The sequence below is a fragment of the Pseudomonas shahriarae genome, from assembly GCF_014268455.2.
Taxonomy (GTDB): Bacteria; Pseudomonadota; Gammaproteobacteria; order Pseudomonadales; family Pseudomonadaceae; genus Aquipseudomonas; species Aquipseudomonas shahriarae.
The window spans coordinates 2,335,001-2,357,141 of the sequence record NZ_CP077085.1 but is presented as its reverse complement, the minus strand read 5'-3'; the positions used below and the strand labels follow the sequence as shown (position 1 = coordinate 2,357,141).

Annotated in this window: 13 protein-coding genes, 2 rRNA genes and 2 pseudogenes (1 of these 17 only partly in view); 5 read left to right on the top strand and 12 right to left on the bottom strand. The window is 60.9% G+C overall.

Annotation, left to right across the window (positions count from 1 at the left end; translation table 11 throughout):
• Positions 1–86: 86 nt before the first annotated feature.
• From HU773_RS10730 to HU773_RS10705, 6 genes and pseudogenes are all read right to left on the bottom strand, one after another.
• Positions 87–1,049 carry an IS110 family RNA-guided transposase gene (locus HU773_RS10730; protein ID WP_076965387.1) on the bottom strand — a complete coding sequence of 321 codons (963 nt, stop codon included), beginning with the start codon at positions 1,047–1,049 and terminating at the stop codon, positions 87–89.
• Positions 1,050–1,549: 500 nt separating this feature from the next.
• Positions 1,550–3,442 (bottom strand): annotated as a pseudogene (locus HU773_RS10725) (TonB-dependent siderophore receptor); the annotation flags it as partial.
• A gap of 324 nt (positions 3,443–3,766) precedes the next feature.
• Positions 3,767–4,096 (bottom strand): annotated as a pseudogene (locus HU773_RS27635) (sigma factor); the annotation flags it as partial.
• A 129-nt stretch (positions 4,097–4,225) separates the two neighbouring features.
• Positions 4,226–4,762, bottom strand: coding sequence for a DUF4174 domain-containing protein (locus tag HU773_RS10715; RefSeq protein ID WP_186626312.1), 537 nt, complete (start codon positions 4,760–4,762; stop codon positions 4,226–4,228).
• A gap of 164 nt (positions 4,763–4,926) precedes the next feature.
• Positions 4,927–5,559, bottom strand: coding sequence for a glutathione S-transferase N-terminal domain-containing protein (locus tag HU773_RS10710; RefSeq protein ID WP_186626313.1), 633 nt, complete (start codon positions 5,557–5,559; stop codon positions 4,927–4,929).
• A 50-nt stretch (positions 5,560–5,609) separates the two neighbouring features.
• The gene (locus HU773_RS10705; protein WP_120732455.1) at positions 5,610–7,967 is read right to left on the bottom strand and encodes a DNA polymerase II; all 2,358 of its coding nucleotides are present in this window, start codon (positions 7,965–7,967) and stop codon (positions 5,610–5,612) included.
• Between the two features lie 443 nt (positions 7,968–8,410).
• Here HU773_RS10705 and HU773_RS10700 point away from each other — a divergent pair, with 443 nt between their 5' ends.
• The 5 genes from HU773_RS10700 (at position 8,411) to HU773_RS10680 (ending at position 13,763) form a co-directional block, all read left to right on the top strand.
• Positions 8,411–9,298, top strand: a complete 888-nt coding sequence (locus HU773_RS10700) for a LysR family transcriptional regulator (RefSeq protein ID WP_057959050.1) — start codon at positions 8,411–8,413, stop codon at positions 9,296–9,298.
• Between the two features lie 116 nt (positions 9,299–9,414).
• Complete coding sequence (locus HU773_RS10695; RefSeq protein WP_186626314.1) at positions 9,415–10,521, top strand: tartrate dehydrogenase; 1,107 nt, start codon at positions 9,415–9,417, stop codon at positions 10,519–10,521.
• Positions 10,522–10,523: 2 nt separating this feature from the next.
• The gene (locus tag HU773_RS10690; protein ID WP_120732451.1) at positions 10,524–11,972 is read left to right on the top strand and encodes an aldehyde dehydrogenase family protein; all 1,449 of its coding nucleotides are present in this window, start codon (positions 10,524–10,526) and stop codon (positions 11,970–11,972) included.
• A gap of 32 nt (positions 11,973–12,004) precedes the next feature.
• On the top strand, positions 12,005–12,763 hold the full coding sequence (locus HU773_RS10685; RefSeq protein WP_057439131.1) for an SDR family oxidoreductase: 759 nt from the start codon (positions 12,005–12,007) through the stop codon (positions 12,761–12,763).
• 28 nt (positions 12,764–12,791) lie between these two features.
• Complete coding sequence (locus HU773_RS10680; protein WP_057439132.1) at positions 12,792–13,763, top strand: cyclase family protein; 972 nt, start codon at positions 12,792–12,794, stop codon at positions 13,761–13,763.
• Position 13,764: 1 nt separating this feature from the next.
• Here the strand turns inward: HU773_RS10680 and HU773_RS10675 are convergent, their stop codons facing one another.
• From HU773_RS10675 to HU773_RS10650, 6 genes are all read right to left on the bottom strand, one after another.
• Positions 13,765–16,182, bottom strand: a complete 2,418-nt coding sequence (locus HU773_RS10675) for a TonB-dependent siderophore receptor (RefSeq protein ID WP_411356341.1) — start codon at positions 16,180–16,182, stop codon at positions 13,765–13,767.
• 110 nt (positions 16,183–16,292) lie between these two features.
• Positions 16,293–17,267 (bottom strand): FecR family protein, encoded by a 975-nt coding sequence (locus HU773_RS10670; RefSeq protein WP_186626316.1) that lies wholly within the window; start codon positions 17,265–17,267, stop codon positions 16,293–16,295.
• Positions 17,264–17,776, bottom strand: coding sequence for a sigma-70 family RNA polymerase sigma factor (locus tag HU773_RS10665; protein ID WP_120732445.1), 513 nt, complete (start codon positions 17,774–17,776; stop codon positions 17,264–17,266). The genes HU773_RS10670 and HU773_RS10665 overlap by 4 nt, the downstream gene beginning before the upstream one ends.
• Positions 17,777–17,893: 117 nt before the next feature.
• Positions 17,894–19,786, bottom strand: coding sequence for a penicillin-binding protein 2 (mrdA, locus tag HU773_RS10660; RefSeq protein WP_120732443.1), 1,893 nt, complete (start codon positions 19,784–19,786; stop codon positions 17,894–17,896).
• A gap of 233 nt (positions 19,787–20,019) precedes the next feature.
• Positions 20,020–20,135, bottom strand: a 5S ribosomal RNA gene (gene rrf / locus HU773_RS10655).
• 172 nt (positions 20,136–20,307) lie between these two features.
• A 23S ribosomal RNA gene (locus HU773_RS10650) occupies positions 20,308–22,141 on the bottom strand (it continues 1,060 nt past the right edge of the window).

Genomic DNA, 22,141 nt, shown 5'->3' with positions numbered 1-22,141 from the left:
ACCGCTATCGCGGGCAAGCCCGCTCCCACAGGGGGTTCCGCCGGGCATAGAGTTTTGGCCACACCACAATGCGAATGTGGGAGATTCTATGGTTTTGGGGAAGCCCCCAAAACCGCTTTTGACTGGTATTCGCTCAGGTTTTTCATGAGCGAAAAGGCGATGCGCGCCAGCTTGCGGCCAATGATGACCAGGGCTTGAGTCGTTTTCAGGCCCCTGGCCAGATAACCCTCGTATAAAGGTTTCCAGGCTTCTGACCTGATACCTGCTGACGCCGCGTTATGCAGCAATCTGCGTATCTCTGAATCTCCCTTCTTGCTCAATGAGCGGCGTCCGCTCATTTGCCCAGAATCGGATACTCTCAAGTCCATTCCCAAGAACGCGATGTAAGCGTCAGCACTTTCAAATTCTCCTCGCTGAAACGCCATTACCAGGGCAACTGCTGTCAGAAACCCAATGCCCTCGACGGCTTGGCAGCGCTTGACCTGATGCAAAAGCCCCGCCTCAGTAACAGCATCTAATATCCTTTTCTCAATGAGCCCCTCATGCCTATCAAGACACGCTGAAATGCTCTTGGACGAGGCCTTGAGTGATGGCTCGCCCGCCCAGCTCTGATTCAGTGCAACACGCATTTTCACCAGCGCTGCGCGTCGACGCAGCAAGCTTTGAAGCTTGGTATAAATCTTCGGCGGCGGATTCCAGGCGCGTAAATCAGCCTGTTCATTCTTCAAGTAGCGAGCCAGCAACTGCGCATCACTGAAGTCTGTTTTAGCGCGACCACCTGTGCCTTTGCGGTAATGGCTAAGGCGATATCCATCAATCACGTAAACGATATGGCCCATCGAATGAGCCAAGTTGACGGTATCCACGTGATAGATATTGGTGGCTTCAATTGCGATGGCGCTGCCCGCAGGCAAAGACTTCAGCCATGCCTTCAGCTCGCTTTTCTTGTTCGATACGATCTTTGTTTCAGCAGTTTCACTTTGATAAACAACTACTTCGGCTTTAGCGACATCCACTCCAATGATTGATTGCGAGACAGTCATTGCCATGAGAAAAGCTCCGGGTTAGGGTTTACGGGCTTGTCGGGGCTTCACCGTTGCGCTGGCTTGCTTCTATCGTCGGTCATGGCCGATGCATTCCTTATCGGCGCTTTGGTGAAGGGGTGGGACGAAGTCTCCCACGGTCTGTACTGGCTAGAGTCAGATGCTGGCTTTTAGTCCCACCACCCCTACAAGTCTAACCATACAAGCTGGCTTGCCTGCGATGGCGGTGTGTCAGCTAGCAGAAATGGTGCCTGAACTACCGCTATCGCGGGCATGCCCGCTCCCACAGGGGGGGTCTGCCGGGCATAGAACTTTGGCCACACCACAATGCGAATGTGGGAGCTGGCTTGCCTGCGAGGGCGGTGTATCAGTTGGCAGAAATGGTGCCTGAACTACCGCTATCGCGGGCAAGCCCGCTCCCACAGGGGCTCTGCCGGGCATAGAGTTTTGGCCACACCATAATGCAAATGTGTGTGGCTTGCTCCCACCGGGGATAGTGGGCAGGTCTAGAAGTCGTACTTGACGCTGGTCATCAGGTTGCGCGGCGCACCATACATCCCATGGTTACCGGCATAGCTGAAATACTCACGGTCAAACAGGTTGTTGAGGTTGACCGACGTACTCAACTGCGGCGTCACGTCGTAGCGCAGCAGCAGGTTGGTGATGGCGTAGCTGCCCTGGCTGAATGTGTGCAGGTCCTCACCAACCTTGCTCTGCCAGTTCACCCCGCCGCCAACCGTCACTTTGTTCAAGGCCCCCGGCAGACGGTAAGTGGTGAAGGTTTTCAGGCTCTGGCGCGGCAAGGTGGTGACGATGCGTTTGTCGTCGGCATCGGTACTGACCGCATAGGCGTAGCCCGCGGAGGCTTGCCAGCCTTCAGCCAACTCACCGTTGAGTTCCAGCTCGACGCCCTCGGTAGTGGTGCCCTTCTCGTTGCGATACGTATTGCCGCCCGGGGTGTCGATCCAGATCGCGAGGTTGTCCTGTTCCAGCTTGAACAGCGCCAGGCTGGTGTTGAGTTTTTCGTCGAAGAAACTGCCCTTCAATCCCAACTCGTAGCCCTTGCCTTCCATGGGTTCCAGGGCCTTGTTGTTGATATCGCGCACCCAACTGGCCTGGGGATTGAAGATCTTGGTGTAGCTGGCATAGGCCGACCAGTTGTCGGTCAGGTCATAGACCACGCCGGCATAGGGAATGTACACGCCGGTTTCCGACTCATCGGTGCGGGTGACGACGCCGCCGTAGGGGCTGTCTGCGGTTTCGCGCTTCCAGTCGATGACACGGCTGCCGAGGATCACGCTCAGGTCGTCGGTCATGCGCAGGCGGGTGCTCAGGTAAGCGGCGTATTGGCTTTCATCCACCGAGGATTTGCCGGTCACCGGGAAGTCCGGCTTGGCCGAGTGCCCGTCCCAGTTGAACAGGTTGTCGATGGCGCCCGCCGGGGAGCCGGAATACGCGTAGTTCCAGCCGCCATGGCTGGGCACGTTTTCCTTGTATTTGGACAGAGTCACGCCGGCGATCAACTCGTGCTCGCGGCCCAGCAGGTCGAACGGCCCGGTGGCGTACAGGTCGAGGTTGTCCTGGCGCGGCGTACCGGAGAAGCGCACCGGCAACTGCGTGGTGCCGCTGCCATCGCTGTTGAGGCTGCCGTTGACGTAGTTGAACACCTCATCGAACTTGTTTTGCGAATGGGTGAACTCGGCCTTGGCGCTCCAGCCGCTGTCGAACTTCTGCTCGATGGAGGTAAAGAAGCTGGTCTGCTCATGGTCGTTATAGGACCAGGCCGGCGCGGTATTCAGGGAGCGGCTGAGGTTGCTGCGCGAACCGTCGGTAAAGCGCGTAGGCAAACCGGAGCGCGCCGGGGCATCGACGTAGGTACGCAGGTAGCTGAAGCCCAGGGTCAGCAAGGTGTCTTCGGTCAGGTCGAATTCAGTGATGCCCTACAGCAATTGGGTCTGCTGCTTGTAGCGGTCGACCCAGGCATGTTCGGTCTTGTAGTCGGCCACCAGGCGCCCGCGCACATTGCCGGTTTCGGTCAGCGGGCCGGACACGTCGAGGCCACTGCCGTAGCGGTCCCAGTTGCCCGCTTCAGCGGTGACACTGGCCCGCGCCTCGGCCGTCGGGCGCTTGCGGATCAGGTTGATGGTGGCCGAGGGGTTGCCCATGCCGCTGATCAAACCGGTGGCGCCGCGCACCACTTCCACCCGATCGTACATCGCCATGCTCTGGGTGTAGTTGTCCATGCGCGCAACGGTAGGCACACCGTCGATTTCGAAGTTCTGGATCTGGAAACCACGGGAGAAATAGCTATCGCTTTCCGACCCCAGGCCATCACGCAACACGATGATGCCGGGGGTGGCATCCAGGGTATCCGACAGGTTGGTCAGGCGCTGGTCGGGGCTGTAATTCACATCGACAGCGGTGTCGGTATTGAGCTGGATTTCGCTGTTGTCCGCCAGTTCGATGCGCCATTGCTCACCGACCGAGGTGCTGAAATCGCTGGTCCAGGGTTGCAGCAGGCCGGCGTCCCTGGCGGTCCACGCCACACTGCCGGCCGCCAGCAACAGGGCTAGGTTTTTAATCACCCGACGCCGGGATATCGTCGGCAACAGGGTGGCGCTGACCAGCGCCTGATGTGCCGGGTCGCGCACCTCGTGCATACGCTGGAAAAATCGCTGGGAATGCTGCCAGACCTGCTCGTTGAGCGGATCCAATTGGCGCCACGCCAGCCACTGGGCGCGGGTCTGTTCGGTGACATCCGGCGCCTGCAACTCCAATTGCCCCGCCAGGGCTTGCAGGTAGGCCTTTTCCAGCTTTTGCCGACGAAAGTGATTGGACAACACGCTTTGTGCGACTTTCGCCAGAAAGCTGCGGGGCGCCTGGACTTCAAGGGGTTGGTTCTTGGCCAGCAAACGCAGGAACGTGTCCTGGGCCAGGTCGGCGGCGCTCTGCGAACAGTTCAGGCGACGCCACAGCCAGTGCTGCAGCCAGCGATGTTGCTGCTGATACAGCGTGGCCAGGTCAGTAGGGCTTGTCGCAGGGGTCGGGGGCATGGAGGGCGCGCGCAGAGGGCAAGCCGCAAATGATAACGGTTATCACATGCTTCATGACGCAATGCCCGCAAGTGCCACACGACTTGTAGGGTTCGCTGGCCCCTCCCCTGTAGGCGCCAGCGAGGAGCATCAATCTTCCAGCGGTTGCGGCGCGTGCTTGCCAGGCTTGCTCGCTGCCGGGGCGGCGGGTTCAGGCTCGGCGGGGGCGGCGGCTTCTTTTTCTGCCATGGGCATCTTGTCGACAGCCGCAAAGAACTCTGCAAGGTCAAGGGTATCGGGCGGCACGGTCTTTTCGACTTTCTTCTCGCCGTCCTTGCCCACCAGGATCACTTTGGTGCCGACACTGGCCCCCAGCTTCAAGGCGCGGATCAACGCGTTGGTGTCCTGGGCGCCGAGGTCCTTGCCGTCACGCTGGCCGACGGTGCCGATGCTCGTGTAGTTCACGGTGTAGAGCACCATGTTGCGCTCGGTGAACTTCTGTTTGTTCTCAGGCTGTTCAAGATCTTTCTTGAGCTGGACCTGAGTCGGGTCGATGGAGCTGGGTGCAATCACGATCAGCGGGCGGAATTTGCCTTGATCCTGTTCCAGCGGGCCTCGGTTATCCGCAGCCAACAACGGCCCCGTAAACGCCATCAAGGTAGCCAGGGTCAGCGACCGGACGAGCATGCGTACCTCCTTCCAATTCCATGCAGAGTTTTTGAGTTTCATGTCTGCGACAGTCAATTTCAAGGATGATTCCTACGCGACTATCAGAAAGAGTAGGCCAGGACGCCCGTGACGCAAGGGCTCGAGGTGCTTCGAGGCTCATTGTTTCTTCTGATTGCCAAGGCTCACTGCTCGGGCCAATCCGGCCAGTGCCAGGCGAACACCGGGGCCACCTGCGGGTCGGCGTCCACCTGCGCCAGGGCCTGGGCGCATGCGGGGTGGGAGTGTCGCAGGACGTCGCGTACACCCTCCCAGCGGGACACCGCCGCCGCCATGATGCCCAGGGCATTGGGCAGCCCCTGTGGGGTAAAGAGTTGCCCGGCAAATTGCTCGGCAAATACCTGCCAGGTCCGGTGCAGTTTCTGCTGGGTGCCCGCGATCAGTTGCGCCTGCACCGTCTCGTCAGCGTCGGCGAGAAAGCGTTGCGGGTAGTCGATGATGGTGATCGCCGAGTAGCAGTTGGCGGCGATATACACCAGGCCGCGAATGATCTGCGCACGGTGACCGGACAGCAAATCGCTGGCCGGATACGCCAGGCCCAGGTGAATCAGGATCGCCGCGCTTTCCGTCAACACGCTGCCGTCGGGCAGTTGCAGGGTGGGGATCTGCCGCAGCGGGTTGATCTGCCCAAGGGCCTCAATCCCCGCCCCATCACCCCAGGGGCTGGCATCGACCTGCTGCCACGGCACGCCGCAGCGTTGCAGGGCGATTTCGACGATGCATGAACCAGAACTTTGCGTGCCGTAGAGCGTGTACATGGGCATTCCTCCTGGAGATTCAGCGTCCAGAGTGAAACGTTTTCCCAGGGTTAAAACAAGCCCATCTGACCACCGACCAAGGTGCTGAAATCATCATCGACAAACGGCAGGATCGCATCGGCCACCGGCTGTAATTGCCGGGTGACGTAGTGGTCGTAGTCAATCGGCGCCTGGCGCACTTCCAGGGGCTCGGGGCCGTTGACGGTGATCACGTAGCGAATCCAGCCACCGTTCTGATACTGGCGTGGACGGCCCTGGCGGTCGTTGTATTCATCCGCCAGGCGCGCGGCCCGCACATGGGGCGGCACGTTGCGCTCGTAGTCGCCCAGTTGCCGGCGCAGGCGTTTGCGGTAGATCAGCAGCTCATCGAACTCACCACTGAGGGTGCGGCGCACATAGTCACGCACATAATCCTGGTGGGGCTGGCGGTGGAAGATGCGCTGGTACAACTCCTGCTGGAATTGGCGGGCCAGGGGCGACCAGTCGCTACGCACAGTCTCCAGGCCTTTGTAGATCATCTCTTCACTGCCATCGGCACGGGTCACCAAACCGGCATACCGTTTCTTGCTGCCCTCCTCCGCCCCACGAATGGTCGGCATCAGGAAGCGGCTGAAGTGGGTTTCGTATTGCAGTTCAAGGGCGCTTTGCAGGCCGAATTCGTTGTGCAGGCGTTCGCGCCACCATTGGTTGACGTGTTGCACCAGGTCCTGGCCGATGCGCGTGGCATCCTCCTGGGAATGGGCACTGCCGAGCCAGACAAACGTAGAGTCGGTATCGCCATAGATCACTTCATAACCCTGGGCTTCGACCAGTTCGCGGGTCTGGCGCATGATCTGGTGGCCGCGCAGGGTGATCGACGACGCCAGCCGCGTATCGAAAAACCGACAGCCGCTGGAACCGAGCACGCCGTAGAAGGCATTCATGATGATCTTCAGGGCCTGGGACAACGGCGCGTTATGCTCGCGTTTGGCCACCTCGCGGCCTTCGGAAACCCGCGCCACAATCGACGGCAGGCAATGCCGGGTGCGGGAAAAGCGCGCACCGCGAAAGCCTTCCACCGACTCGTTGTCGTCGGGGTGGCGCAGGCCTTCGATGAGGCCCACGGGGTCGATCAGGAAGCTGCGGATGATCGACGGATACAGACTTTTGTAGTCCAGCACCAGCACCGACTCGTACAGCCCCGGCCGCGAGTCCATGACAAAACCGCCGGGGCTGGCCTGGGGCGGCTTGTCCCCCAGGTTGGGCGCGACAAAGCCCTGGCGATGCATCAGCGGCATGTACAAGTGGGTGAACGCCGCCACCGAACCACCGTTGCGATCCGCCGGCAGGCCGGTGACGCTGGCCCGCTCCAGAAGGAACTTGAGCAGCTCGGTCTTTGCGAAAATCCGCGTCACCAGCTCGCAGTCCTTGAGGTTATAGCGCGCCAGGGCGGGCTTGTCCTCGGCGAACATGCGGTTGATCTCGTCCATGCGCTGGTAGGGCGTGGAGATCGACTTGCCTTCCCCCAGCAGGGTCTGGGCGACATTTTCCAGGCTGAATGACTCAAAGGTCCAGGTCGCCGAACGCAGGGCCTCGATACCATCAATGATCAGCCGGCCGGCAGCGGCGGCGAAGTAATGGTTGCGGCTGCCGTGCTCGCGCCAGGCCATGGCCTCGCCGCCACGGCCGAGCAGCAATGGCACGTTAAGCCGTTGGGCATGCTCGTGGAGGACCCGCAGGTCGAACTGCACCAGGTTCCAGCCGATGATCGCGTCGGGGTCGTGTTGCGCCAGCCACTGGTTGAGGCGCTCCAGCAGTTGGGCGCGGCTGTCGCAGTATTCGAGCTTGAAATCCACCGCGCAGGTTTTGTTCGGCGGGCCGAGCATGTACACCTGGCGCTCGCCACAACCTTCCAGGGCGATGGAGTACAGCTCGCCGCGCGCGGTGGTTTCGATATCCAGCGACACCAGTTTCAATGCCGGGCGGTAGTCGGGCGCGGGCTTCATCTGCGCCTCCAGCAACATCCCGCCCTCGCCGGGGGTGCCGTCAAATGCCACCGGCGCGGTGATGAAGCGCTCCATCATATAGCGCTCGGGCGGGCGCACATCGCCTTCGTAGACATCCACGCCGGCCTGGCGCAGGCGTTTTTCCAGGTCCATCGCCTGGCGATGCTGACGGGTATAAAGGCCCAGGACCGGGCGGTGGTGGAAGTCACACAGTTGCAGCGGGCGCAGTTCCACGTCGCGCTCGCCCTTGAGCACCCGTTGCGCGTGCTCGCGGTGGGCCAGCGGAATAAACATCACCGAAGGCTGTACCGGTAGACGGATATACCGCGGCCCCTGGTCGGTCGCCAGCCAGAAGCTGACCTCCGTGCCCGCCGGGGTGTCGCGCCAATGCCGGGTCAGGACAAAACCCTGCTGTAAATCCACCTTGCCGCACCTCAGGAATCGCTTTCAGGGCGCGATTCTACTCGGCATCCGCCATCAGGCCTTAATAGAAATTTCTGGCCTTCAGATACGTCGTACCTCACACACTAGTTTGTAAAGCGCCATTGAGCTGACCCAGGGCGATCCACGGGTGGCCAAGCTGTCGGCGAGCATCGAGTTCTAACCGGCACTTTACTCAAGGCAGCAAAGGTCAAAGGTGGGAGCTGTCGAGCCCCGGCGAGGCTGCGATGGCGGTGGGTCAGTCACCATCAATGCTGGCAGTGCCGCCGCCATCGCAGCCTCGCCGGGCTCGACAGCTCCCACAAGGGATCGGCGGTGCCTCCAAAGTTGAGTCAACAGCATATGTCCAATGTGTGAGGGGCAGATGATTGGACAGTCCCGCCCCAACTGCGTAGTTTTCACAGACCGCGCACAAGGACTCTGGCATGGCCCCCGATCTCACTTCCATCGAGCTGTTCCTCAAGACGGTCAAGCTCGGCAGCCTGTCCCGGGCGGCCGAGCAGTCGCACCTCTCGCTGTCTGCGGCCAGCCGGCGCCTGTCGTTGCTGGAGCAACACTTCAAGGTCGCCCTGTTGCACCGCTCCTCCACCGGCGTCTCGCCCACGGCGGCCGGCGAGGTGTTGGCCGAGCATGGGTTGGCGATTTTGCGCGCAGTGGATGTGATGCACGCTGACCTCGCCGACTACGCCAAGGGCGCCACCGGCCGCGTGTGCCTGTATGCCAACAGTTCGGCGATGAGCCAGCAACTGCCCAGCCAATTGACCCAGTGGAACGCCCAACATCCCGGTATCCGCCTGGATATCCGCGAGGAGCGCAGCCGTGAAATCCTGCAGGCGGTGCGCGATGGCGTGGCCGATGTGGGCATCGTCACCACCCAACCGGGCGGCGAGGACTTGCGCTTTGCCCCTTACTGCCAGGACCGCCTGTGCCTGCTGGTGCCCGATGATCATCCGTTCAAGATGCGCCATGCGCGCTTTGCCGATTTGCTGGGCTATGACTTCGTCGGCCTGGAGGACAACGCCGCCATCACCGCACTGATCACCGAAGCCGCCGCCGCGATTGGCATGCCGTTGCGCCTGCGGATCCAGGTGCGCAGTTTTGAAGCCGTGTGCCGGCTGATTGCCGCCGGGCAAGGGGTTGGCGTGCTGCCCCAGGGCGCGGTGCAGATCTTTCGCAAGGAAATGGCCTTGCGCTTTATCGAAATTGACGACCCGTGGGCCGACCGCCAGATGTACCTGTGCATGCGCCAGGAACAGCCTTCTCCTACAAGCCTGGCATTATTCGACTACCTCGCTGCCCGCCACTGCGCCTAACCGCGAGCCTTCGAATTTTGCGAAGGCCACTTCCATAATCAGCAATTCCACCACCGTGGCACCTGTGCCAAGAATGTCCCCGCCTCACTGACAACAACAAAAACAGGAGACACGGCGTGTCCAATTCCACGACCAGCACCCCCCATCGGATTGCCGTGATTCCCGGCGACGGTATCGGCCGCGAGGTAGTGCCCGAAGGCCTGCGCGTACTGCAGGCGGTCAGTCGGCGCTTCGGCATTGCCTTTGAGTTCGATCACTTTGCCTGGTGCAGCGAACACTACTTGGCCCACGGCACCATGATGCCGGACGATTGGGCCGAGCAGATTGGTAGCCATGACGCGATCTTCTTCGGCGCCGTGGGCGCCCCGGACATCATCGCCGACCATACGGCGGTGTGGGAGTCGCTGCTGAAGATCCGCCGTCAGTTCGACCAATACGTCAACATTCGCCCGGTGCGCCTGATGCCCGGCGTGCCCTGCCCGCTCGCCGGCCGTGTGCCGGGGGATATCGACTTTATCGTGGTGCGCGAAAACACCGAGGGCGAATACTCCAGCGTCGGCGGGCGGATGTGGGAAGGCACGCCGCGTGAGATCGCAGTGCAGGAGTCGATCTTCTCCCGCGAAGGCGTGGACCGGGTGGTGGACTATGCCTTCAAACTGGCCCAGCAGCGACCGCGCAAGCACCTGGTGGCCGCCACCAAATCCAACGGTATCTCCATCACCATGCCGTTCTGGGACGAGCGGGTGAACCTGATCGCCCAGCGCTACCCGAACGTCAAGACCGCCAAATTCCACATCGACATCCTCTGCGCACACTTTGTGCAGCACCCGGACTGGTTTGACGTGGTGGTGGCCTCCAACCTGTTTGGCGACATCCTCTCCGACCTCGGCCCGGCCTGCACCGGCACCATCGGCATTGCGCCGTCGGCCAACCTCAACCCCGAGCGGCGCTACCCGTCGCTGTTCGAGCCGGTACACGGTTCGGCACCGGACATTGCCGGGCTGGGCGTGGCCAACCCCATCGGGCAGATCTGGTCGGCCGCATTGATGATCGAGCATCTGGGCAATGGCGACCCGCTTTACCAAGAGGCCGCAGCAGCCATTGTCTCAGCCATCGAGACGGTGCTTGCGCAAGGCCCGCGCACCCGGGAAATGGGCGGCAGCGCCAGTACGATTGAAGTGGGCGTGGCCATCGCCGAATGCATCGCCGGGAACAGGAGCTGAACATGATCAACGCACATTACATCGCCAACCAATGGCAAGCCTCGACATCCCTGGAAGACATCCCGGTGATCGACCCCAGCAGTGGCGAAAGCTACTCCAGCATCGCCCGTGGCACCGCTGCCGATATCGACGCCGCCGTCAGCGCCGCGCGCCTGGCCGTGGGCGAGACCTTCGACGGGCCATGGGGCTCGTTGTCGGCACTGGAGCGTAGCCGCCTGCTGGCCAGGCTGGGCGCAGCGGTGTTAGCGCATCACGAAGAGCTGGCGCAGATCGAAGCGCGGGACACTGGCAAGGCGCTGAAAGTGGCACGGGCCGATGCCACCGCCCTCGCCCGTTACTTCGAGTATTACGCCGGCGCGGCCGACAAGTTGCACGGCGAGACCCTGCCCTATCAAAACGGCTACACGGTGCTGACGGTGCGCGAGCCCCATGGGGTCACCGGGCATATCATCCCGTGGAACTACCCGATGCAGATCTTCGGGCGCAGCGTCGGTGCGTCCCTGGCGGCAGGCAATGCCTGTGTGGTCAAGCCGGCGGAGGATGCCAGCCTGTCGTTACTGCGCCTGGCGCAGATTGCCGCCGAGGTGGGCTTCCCGGCCGGCGCGATCAATGTGGTGACTGGCTACGGCTACGAGGCCGGAGCGGCGTTGTGCAGCCATCCGGGGATTGATCACATTTCGTTTACCGGTTCCACCATGACCGGCACGGCGGTGTCCAAGGCCGCTGCTGAGCGGCACTGCCCGGTGACCCTGGAGCTGGGCGGGAAATCGCCGCAACTGGTATTCGCCGATGCCGACCTGGACGAAGCCTTGCCGGTGCTGGTCAACGCCATTGTGCAGAACTGCGGGCAGACCTGTTCAGCGGGCAGCCGGTTGTTGGTGGAACGCAGTATCTATGAGGCCCTGGTGGAGCAACTCAGCCAGCGCTTTCGCGAACTGCGCACCGGGCCTTCGGCGCTGGACCTGGATATGGGCCCGCTGATCAACCAGAAGCAGCAACGCCAGGTGCGTGAGTTCGTGCGCGAGGCCGAACAGGCCGGGATCACCGTAGCCGCCCGCGGCCAGGTGGTGGCCGAAGCCGGCAGTGGCGGCTACTTCCAGGAAGCAGTGCTGTTTCGCGATGTGCCGCCCGACAGCCGCCTGGCCCGGGAGGAAGTCTTCGGCCCGGTGTTGGCCGTGATGCCCTTTGACGATGAAGCCGAGGCCATCCGCCTGGCCAACGGCACCGAATTCGGCCTGGTCGCCGGCGTGTGGACCCGCGATGGCGCCCGGCAGATGCGCCTGGCGCGCAAGCTGCGCTGCGGCCAGGTATTCATCAATAACTACGGGGCCGGCGGCGGGGTTGAACTGCCCTTCGGCGGCGTCAAGGCCAGCGGTTATGGCCGGGAAAAAGGCTTCGAGGCCCTGCTGGGCTTTACCACCTTGAAGACCATTGCGATCAAACACGGCTAAGCCATTACAACAACAAGAAAGGAGCACACTCCATGCGTCTAGCAAACAAAGTTGCCATCGTCACCGGCGCTGGCTCCGGGTTTGGCGAAGGCATCGCCAAGACCTTTGCCCAACAGGGTGCGCGGGTTATCGTCGCCGACATGAACGCAACCGGCGGCCAGCGGGTGGTCAATGAGATCGCCGCCAGCGGCGGCCATGCCCATTTCGTCGAGGTCAATGTGGCCAACGACGAAAGCGTGGGCGCGCTGCTGCGCGCCACCCTGGAGCAATTCGGCGCGCTGGATATCGTCATCAACAACGCCGGCACCACCCACCGCAACCGGCCGATGCTGGAAGTGGACGAGGCCGAGTTCGACCGGGTGTTCGCGGTCAACGTCAAAAGCATCTTCCTCAGCGCCAGGCATTTTGTGCCGCATTTTCGCGGCCAGGGCGGCGGCGTGTTCGTCAATATTGCCTCGACCGCAGCGATCCGCCCGCGCCCGGGACTGGTCTGGTATAACGGCAGCAAGGGTGCGGTGGTGGTCATGAGCAAAACCATGGCGGCGGAGCTGGGGCCGGACAATATCCGCGTCAATTGCGTGAACCCGGTGGTCGGCGCAACCGCGTTGCTCAGTGAGTTCATGGGCGTGCCGGACACCCCGGAAAACCGCCAGAAGTTCATGGCGACCATCCCCCTGGGACGTTTTTCCACCCCGCAGGACGTGGCCAATGCCTGCCTGTATCTGGCCTCGGACGAAGCGGCCTTTATCACCGGCACCTGCCTTGAAGTCGACGGTGGGCGCTGCGTGTAACTCAACGACCAAAGGGATCGGAGTCGATATGTGTGACTTACATAACAAGAACGAACCGAACACCAGGCAATTACTCGAAGGCCTGCCAAAGAACTGGGGCAAATGGGGACCGGACGATGAAGTCGGCGCCCTCAACTACCTGACCGAAGCCGAAGTACTGCGCGGTGTCGCTTCGGTGCGCCAGGGCAAGACCTTCACCCTGCAAGTGCAGATCGGCCATCCGGGCGGTGACCCGATGTGGCCGGCGCGCAACCCGTCGATGCGCTTCAATACCCTGGATCACAGCCACTATCACTTCGGCAAGCAACCCGAAATGACCGGCGGCGCGGCGTATTGCGACGATGTGATCTTCATGCAGTTGCAAGGCTCGACCCAGTACGACGCCCTCGGGCATGCCTGGTACGACAATCAACTGTGGAACGGCTACGACGCCATGAGCACCGTCGGCGGCATGGCCAAGGCCAGTGTGCTGGCGATTGCCGAGCGCGGCGTGGTCGGGCGTGCGGTGTTGATCGACATGGCCCGCCATCGCGGCAAGAAATACCTGGGCCGTGGCGAAACCTTCAACCACCTGGACTTGCTGGCCGCCGCCAAGGCCCAGGGGGTGACCATCGAAAAACGCGACATCCTGATCATCCGTACCGGCTCCATGGGCGCGTTCTACGAGTATGGCAAGACCGAGTTCTTCAAGGACCTGGTGGAACCTGGCCTGACCTACAGCCGGGAACTGGTGGAGTGGTTCCACGCCATGGAAATCCCCAACCTGGTGACCGACACCATCGCCAATGAGGTGATCACCGATCCGGTGTCGGGGGTGCAGATTCCATTGCATTGCGCGCTGATGCGCAACCTCGGCATCGCCTTTACCGAGATCGTGCTGCTGGAGGATCTGGCCGCCGATTGTGCCGACGACGGCCAGTGGAAGTTCCTCTACACCGCCGCGCCGTTGAAGATTGTCGGTGGCAGCGGCGCGCCGGTGAATCCGGTGGTGATCAAGTAGCTCACCAATCGTAGGACACGGCCAGGGACGCGGTGCGCTCCTGGCCGTAATAGCAACCAAAGGAGTAGTTGCAGGACGAAACGTACTCGCGGTCAAACAGGTTCTGCACGTTGAGGCTGGCTTCGGCCCCCTTGAATGTGGGGCTGACGCGGCTCAGGTCGTAGCTGACGGTGGCGTCAAAGACCACGAACGACGGGGTCTTGAAGGTGTTGGCCGAGTCGCCGTACTTCTTCCCGGTATACCGCGCACCACCGCCTACGGTCAGGCCGGCCAGGGCATCGCTGGCAAAGTGGTAGTCGGCCCAGGCACTGGCGCTCCACGGCGCCTGCGCCTCGCTGCGGTTGCCCTCGTCGCCGTAGTTGCTCTTGGTATAGATCGCGTCCAGGTACGACAGCGCACTGATCAACTCCACCTGGCCAAACCGGGCCTTGCCTTCAAATTCCACGCCCCGCGAGCGCACTTCGCCTTCCTGCAACTGGTATTCGCGATAGATCAGATCGCCGGTCAGGACGTTTTTCTGTTTGATCTGGAACACCGACAAGGTCAGCAGCGACTGGTCGTTGGGCTGGTATTTGAGGCCTGCCTCATACTGCTCGCCCTCCACCGGTTTATAGGCGCCGCCGCCACGCGCCGGGGCCAGCCGGCCGACGCTGGGCAGAAACGACTCGGCATAACTGACGTAGGGCGCCAGGCCGAAGTCGGTGAGGTAAGTCAGGCCGACGCGACGCGTGAGCTGCTTGTCTTTCTGCGACACCGTGCTGTGGTCCAGCAGGTCGCGATTGATTACTTCGGCCCAGTCTTCACGCAGGCCCATGGTGAGGATGAAACGGTCGAACTTGATCTGGTCCTGGGCATAGAGGCCGGTCTGCTTGACCGTGTTGTTCCACTTGGTGGTCAGTTGCGGCTGGCCAAAGGTGTGGTAGTTGGACGGCTGGTAGAGGTCGATGATTTCTGCGCCGTAAAGGTTGTAGCCCTGATATTTACGGGTGAACTCGCGGTGATCGAAGCCCACCAGCAAGGTGTGTTCCAGGGCACCGGTGGCGAACTTGGCCTGCAGGTTGTTATCGAGGGTGTAGGCGCTGTTGTGTTGGCGCCAGTCGAGCTTGGTGCGGCTGGCGCGGGTGTCGTCGGTGCTGCCATCGGGCAGCTCGACGAAGCGGTTCAGGTAGAAACCTTTGTAGCGGTCGTTGACGTCGGTAAATCGCGCGGTCTGGCGGTATTCCAGGTTGTCGTTGAAGGCATGGGAGAAGTCATAGCCCAGCACATACTGATCGCGAATATAGTTGTTCCAGTCGGAGTCGCCGAGGAAGGTATCGCGGTCGATATGCTGGCCTTTGGAGTTGCGGTACAGGGTGCCGATGGCCGGCAACGCCTGGTAGTCGGCCAGGGATTTGTCACGTTGGATCTGCGCATAGATCGTCAGGGCAGTGTCATCCGTGGGCGCCCAGGTCAGGCTGGGGGCCAGCAAGGTGCGGCTGTCGGTGGCATGGTCGACCATCTCGTTACCGTCGCGGACCAGGCCGATCAGACGGTAGCTCAAGGTTTTTGCCTCATCGAGGGGGCCGCTGAAATCGAGGGCGCCATTGACCCGGTCGTAACTGCCCACGCCAAACTTGACCTGATGCCTGGCTTCAGTGGTGGGCCGCTTGGACACCAGATTGATCATGCCGCCCGGCTGGTTCTGCCCAAACAGCACTGAGGCCGGGCCCTTGAGCACTTCAATGCGTTCCAGGGTGTAGGGATCGATCTGTGGCGCACCACCGAGGCTGCCGGCGTAAGGCAGATAAGCGCCATCGAGATACAACAAGGTGGGCGCGAAGCCACGGCTGGTCAGCTCGTCGGCGATGGTGTTGCGATCGGTGTAGCCGTTGGTGTCGACGCCTGGGGTGTAGCGCAGGGACTGGGTCAGGTTGCGTGCGCCCTGGACCTTGACCTGGTCGGCGGTGACCACGTTGACGGTCTGCGGGATCTCCAGGATCGGTGTATCGGTCTTGGTGGCCGTGGCGCTGCGAGTGGCCACATAGCCATCCACCTGGCCCCAGGCATCTTCCGCGACCAGGCCGGTGACGGTGGTGGCGCCAAGGTTCAAGGCGCCGCCTTCGGGCAGCAGGTACAGGCTCCAGGTGCCATTGTCGGTGACGGTCAGGCCCAGGCCGCTGCCGTTCAGCAAGTGTTGCGCAGCCTGTTCGGGGCTGTATTGGCCCTGCAACGCCGGCGCGCGGCGGCCTTGCAGCAAGGCCGGGCTGACCGACAGCGTGCGTCCGCTTTCCCGCGACAGCCGGCTCAGGCTATCGCCGAGGGCTGCAGCGGGCAGATTGAAATATTGCTGGGTGCTGGCGGCCGTATCGGCCAGGGCGGCCACGGGGTGGCCGACCACAGCCAGGGTTACGGCCAGGGTCAACAGGCAGGGACGGATCATCGAGGGTGCCATAGGGTGAGGATGCTCATTGTCAGGTTGGCGTTCCCTAACCTTGACTCGCGAGATCGGCGACCCCCTCACGCTGAGTGAAAATAATTCCCATTGGCTGCTCAGCGCACGTCAATCAGGGTCAACCAGGGGCCGTAGTGACTGATGCGCAGAGGGAAGGTCTGGGCCAGCGACTCCAGGGTTTGCTCCGGATCATCCAGTGGGTACACGCCATAGACGCGTACTTTTGCGGCTTGCTCACTGACCCGCAGCACGCCCCGGCGATACGGCCGCAGGGCGTCGATCAGCAGGCCCAGGGGTTCATCACGGATATCCACGCGACCGTCGCGCCAGTCCGTGCGGCTGCGTACCGAGAGCGGTACCGGGCGCACATCGACATCGCTGAACCACGCGGCCTCCCCCGCCTCTACACGGCGCTGGCTGCCGCCGAGCGTGGTGACCTGGACGCTGTGCAATTGCACCGAGGTCAGGCTGCCGGTGGCCTCCTGGCGCACCATGAATTGCGTGCCCAGGGCCTGGACTTCGCCCTGGGCGGTGGCGATCACAAACGGCCGGCGCGGGTCGGCGGCGACGTCCACGAACACTTGGCCCTCACGCAGGCGCACCAGGCGACGGCTGTCACTGAAGTGGATGTCCACCGAACTGCGGGCATTGAGACTCAGGCGGCTGCCATCGGCCAAAGCGAAAGTCTTGCGCTCACCGGTGGCGGTGTGGCGGTCGGCCCACACGCCATTGAGCGGCTGGGCGCGATCAAAGATCGCCGCACCGCTGACACCGAACAACACCAGGGCCAGGTCACCGCGCAGCACCTTGCGTCGCGATTCGGAATCCGGCGTCGCCAGGGCCTGGGTAACGGCGCGCAATTGGCCGGGACTGCGGGCTTCGACGCGCTGCAAATCAGCAATCGGCTGCTGCAGCAAACTGCCCACACGCTGCCAGGCAATGGTGTGCTGGGGGTTGGCCCGCAGCCAGGTTTCGAAGGCTTGGCGCAGCACAGGGTCGTCATCCCCGGCCTCAAGGCGTAGCAGCCAATCCACGGCGGCGCGAGTGGTGGCGTCCACCTTGGGGTAACTCATGTCAGGTCCGCCGACTCGGCCAGGCAGTGCAGGAAAGCCCGGCGCAGATCGCGCTCTACCGTGGCCAGCGACACGCTCAACTGCTGGGCGATGACGGGCTGCGACAAGCCTTCGAGGCGATTGAGCATAAAGATTTGCCGGACACGCGGCGGTAGGCCGTTGAGCAGGCGATCGATGCTTTCCAGCGCTTCGCGCACCAGGGCCAGGTCTTCTTCCGAAGGGGTATAGGCGTGCGGCAACTGCGCCAGGCTGTCGAGGTAGGTCTGCTCCAACCGCTTGCGCCGCCAGAAGCTGAACAACAAGCGGCGCGCCACGGTACTGAGAAACGCGCGGGGCTCCTCGAGTTGATGGAGCTGGCGCGCGTCCAGAATGCGGATAAACGTGTCCTGGGTCAGGTCCGCCGCATCTTGCGGGCACTTGAGCTGACGATACAACCAGGCGCGCAACCAGCGATGGTTGTCGTCATAAAGCGTTGCCAGAAGGACCTTGGGATCGGTAGGAGTAGACACGCGGGCAGCCAAGCACGTTAATGATAATTCATCTCATTATCTGCGCAGACTGCGGCTAAATGCAATTGCTTATCTACCCAGCGAAACCTCGCCCAAGACGGCTTGACGATACTGGCGTTAGACACGAGGGTCGCCCGATGTCTTGGCCGGCGTGGCGTACTGCGGTTTCAGGTGGCCTTGTTGATCGAGCAACCAGGCATCCATGATCTGGCGCACCACCGGGCCTGCCACGCGGCCGCCCGCCTCGCCGTTTTCAATCATCACTGAAATCACGATCCTGGGGTGCTCGGCCGGGGCGAAACCGACGAACAATGCGTTGTCGCGGTTGCGCTCGCGGGTCTTCAGGCGGTTGTAGCGCTCGCCCTGCTTGATTGCCACCACCTGCGCGGTACCACTCTTGCCCGCGATCCGGTACTGCGCACCGGCGGCCGACGCCCGGGCAATCCCGCGCGGGTCGTGCATCACCATTTGCATGCCGTGGTTGACCTGATCCCAGTCGCGCGGGTTCTTGAGGACGATATTGGGCATAGGGTTTTCGTCCGCTGGCGGCACGCCGTCGATGGTTTTAGCCAAGTGCGGGCGATTCCACACGCCCTTGTTGGCGATCAGCGCCGTGGCCTGGGCCAGTTGCAACGGAGTGACCTGCATGTAGCCTTGGCCGATGCCGAGGATCACGGTTTCGCCCGGGAACCAGGGCTGGCGACGGGTTGCACGCTTCCAGGCCTGGGACGGCATCAGACCGGCGGATTCTTCGAACATATCCAGGGAGACTTTCTGCCCGAGACCGAATTCGGCCATGTAGTCGTGCAAGCGGTCGATCCCCAGCTTGTGGGCCAGGTCGTAGAAGTAGGTGTCGTTGGAACGCATGATGGCGGCGTCCATATCTACCCAGCCATCGCCACTGTGGTTCCAGTTGCGGTATTTGTGATCAAAGTTCGGCAGTTGATAGTAGCCAGGGTCAAAGACCCGGGTCTGGGCGGTGACCACGCCGCTGTCGAGACCGGCGATGGCCACTTCCGGCTTGATCGTCGAGCCCGGCGCATACAAACCGCGCAGCACCCGGTTGAACAAGGGGCGGTCGAGGGAATCATGCAACGCGGCATACTCCTTGAAACTGATGCCGGTGACGAACGAGTTGGGATCGAAGCTGGGTTTGCTGACCATCGCCAGGACTTCGCCGGTTTGCGGGTCGAGGGCCACGACTGAACCGCGACGATCGCCCAGGGCTTCTTCGGCGGCTTCCTGGAGCTTGATATCCAGGCTCAGGACGATGTTTTTGCCGGGAACCGGATCGGTATGCTTGAGCACCCGCAGAACTCGGCCCTGGGCATTGGTCTCGACCTCTTCATAACCCACATGGCCGTGCAACTGCGACTCATAGAAGCGCTCGATGCCGGTTTTACCAATCGACTGCGTGCCACGGTACTCGACCGAATCCAGCTCCTTGGACTCTTTCTCGTTGATGCGCCCCACGTAACCAATGGAATGCGCAAAATGTGCACCCAGTGGGTAGTGCCGCACGAATTGCGGCTCGACCTCCACGCCGGGCAGGCGGAATTCGTTGACGGCCAGTATGGCAATCTGCTCTTCAGTCAGCTCATAGAACAACGTCACGGGCACGAACGGGTGGCGCGCTTGCTTCAGGGCCTTGTCGAAGACGGCGCGGTCTTCGGCTGGCAGGTGCAGCAGAGCGATAATCGAGTCCAGCTCCCCTTTCAGGTCAGTAGCCCGTTCGCGGGTGATGGTCAGGTTGTAACTGGGACGGTTATCGGCCAGGACCACACCGTTACGGTCATAGATCAAGCCGCGAGTCGGAGTGATGGGCAGAACATGGACACGGTTGTTTTCGGAGATGGTGGAGTGATAGTCGAACTCCACCACTTGCAGGAAATACATGCGGGCGACCAGGGCGCAGGTGATGCCAAGCACCAGTATTGCGCAGGCCAGCAGGCGCTTGTTGACCAGACGGTGCTCTTTTTCGTGGTCTTTGATCGGTATGGCTTCGGGCATTTCTACAGCATCTCGTTGAATAAGGGCGATGCCGCATCCTGCGGTAGAAAAGTCGGTCCCTGGGAAAAGCTGCTGCACCATACCAAATATGACGAAACACTTTGTATTGAATTGACCGAAGGGTAATTGAGGTGGGTAGCGGCAGAGTTGCGGGCTAGTTTGTACGTGCGCCTTTTCGACCGCCCAAAACAAAACCCCTGTTTGCGTTAGCAAACAGGGGTTCTGGAATTTAATCTTGACGATGACCTACTCTCACATGGGGAAACCCCACACTACCATCGGCGATGCATCGTTTCACTACTGAGTTCGGGATGGGATCAGGTGGTTCCAATGCTCTATGGTCGTCAAGAAATTCGGGTACTGAGTCGTGACCAGATGGCCTCGCTTCAGCAAATTGGGTATGTGACAGCTTTCGGTGTTTTGTGAGATTCGAACTTTCGGTTCATTTCGTCTTCACACACCGCAATCTGATGCTTTTGCTTGTTTCCAAGTCAAGAGTAGTCAAATTGCTTGGGTGTTATATGGTCAAGCCTCACGGGCAATTAGTATTGGTTAGCTCAACGCCTCACAGCGCTTACACACCCAACCTATCAACGTCGTAGTCTTCGACGGCCCTTCAGGGAACTCAAGGTTCCAGTGAGATCTCATCTTGAGGCTAGTTTCCCGCTTAGATGCTTTCAGCGGTTATCTATTCCGAACATAGCTACCCGGCAATGCCACTGGCGTGACAACCGGAACACCAGAGGTTCGTCCACTCCGGTCCTCTCGTACTAGGAGCAGCCCCTCTCAAATCTCAAACGTCCACGGCAGATAGGGACCGAACTGTCTCACGACGTTCTAAACCCAGCTCGCGTACCACTTTAAATGGCGAACAGCCATACCCTTGGGACCGGCTTCAGCCCCAGGATGTGATGAGCCGACATCGAGGTGCCAAACACCGCCGTCGATATGAACTCTTGGGCGGTATCAGCCTGTTATCCCCGGAGTACCTTTTATCCGTTGAGCGATGGCCCTTCCATACAGAACCACCGGATCACTAAGACCTACTTTCGTACCTGCTCGACGTGTCTGTCTCGCAGTCAAGCGCGCTTTTGCCTTTATACTCTACGACCGATTTCCGACCGGTCTGAGCGCACCTTCGTACTCCTCCGTTACTCTTTAGGAGGAGACCGCCCCAGTCAAACTACCCACCATACACTGTCCTCGATCCGGATAACGGACCTGAGTTAGAACCTCAAAGTTGCCAGGGTGGTATTTCAAGGTTGGCTCCACGCGAACTGGCGTCCACGCTTCAAAGCCTCCCACCTATCCTACACAAGCAAATTCAAAGTCCAGTGCAAAGCTATAGTAAAGGTTCACGGGGTCTTTCCGTCTAGCCGCGGATACACTGCATCTTCACAGCGATTTCAATTTCACTGAGTCTCGGGTGGAGACAGCGCCGCCATCGTTACGCCATTCGTGCAGGTCGGAACTTACCCGACAAGGAATTTCGCTACCTTAGGACCGTTATAGTTACGGCCGCCGTTTACCGGGGCTTCGATCAAGAGCTTCGCGTTAGCTAACCCCATCAATTAACCTTCCGGCACCGGGCAGGCGTCACACCCTATACGTCCACTTTCGTGTTTGCAGAGTGCTGTGTTTTTAATAAACAGTCGCAGCGGCCTGGTATCTTCGACCGGCATGAGCTTACGGAGCAAGTCCTTCACCCTCACCGGCGCACCTTCTCCCGAAGTTACGGTGCCATTTTGCCTAGTTCCTTCACCCGAGTTCTCTCAAGCGCCTTGGTATTCTCTACCCAACCACCTGTGTCGGTTTGGGGTACGGTTCCTGGTTACCTGAAGCTTAGAAGCTTTTCTTGGAAGCATGGCATCAACCACTTCGTCATCTAAAAGATGACTCGTCATCAGCTCTCGGCCTTAGAATCCCGGATTTACCTAAGATTCCAGCCTACCACCTTAAACTTGGACAACCAACGCCAAGCTGGCCTAGCCTTCTCCGTCCCTCCATCGCAATAACCAGAAGTACAGGAATATTAACCTGTTTTCCATCGACTACGCTTTTCAGCCTCGCCTTAGGGACCGACTAACCCTGCGTCGATTAACGTTGCGCAGGAAACCTTGGTCTTTCGGCGTGGGTGTTTTTCACACCCATTGTCGTTACTCATGTCAGCATTCGCACTTCTGATACCTCCAGCAAGCTTCTCAACTCACCTTCACAGGCTTACAGAACGCTCCTCTACCGCATCACCCGAAGGTGATACCCGTAGCTTCGGTGTATGGTTTGAGCCCCGTTACATCTTCCGCGCAGGCCGACTCGACTAGTGAGCTATTACGCTTTCTTTAAAGGGTGGCTGCT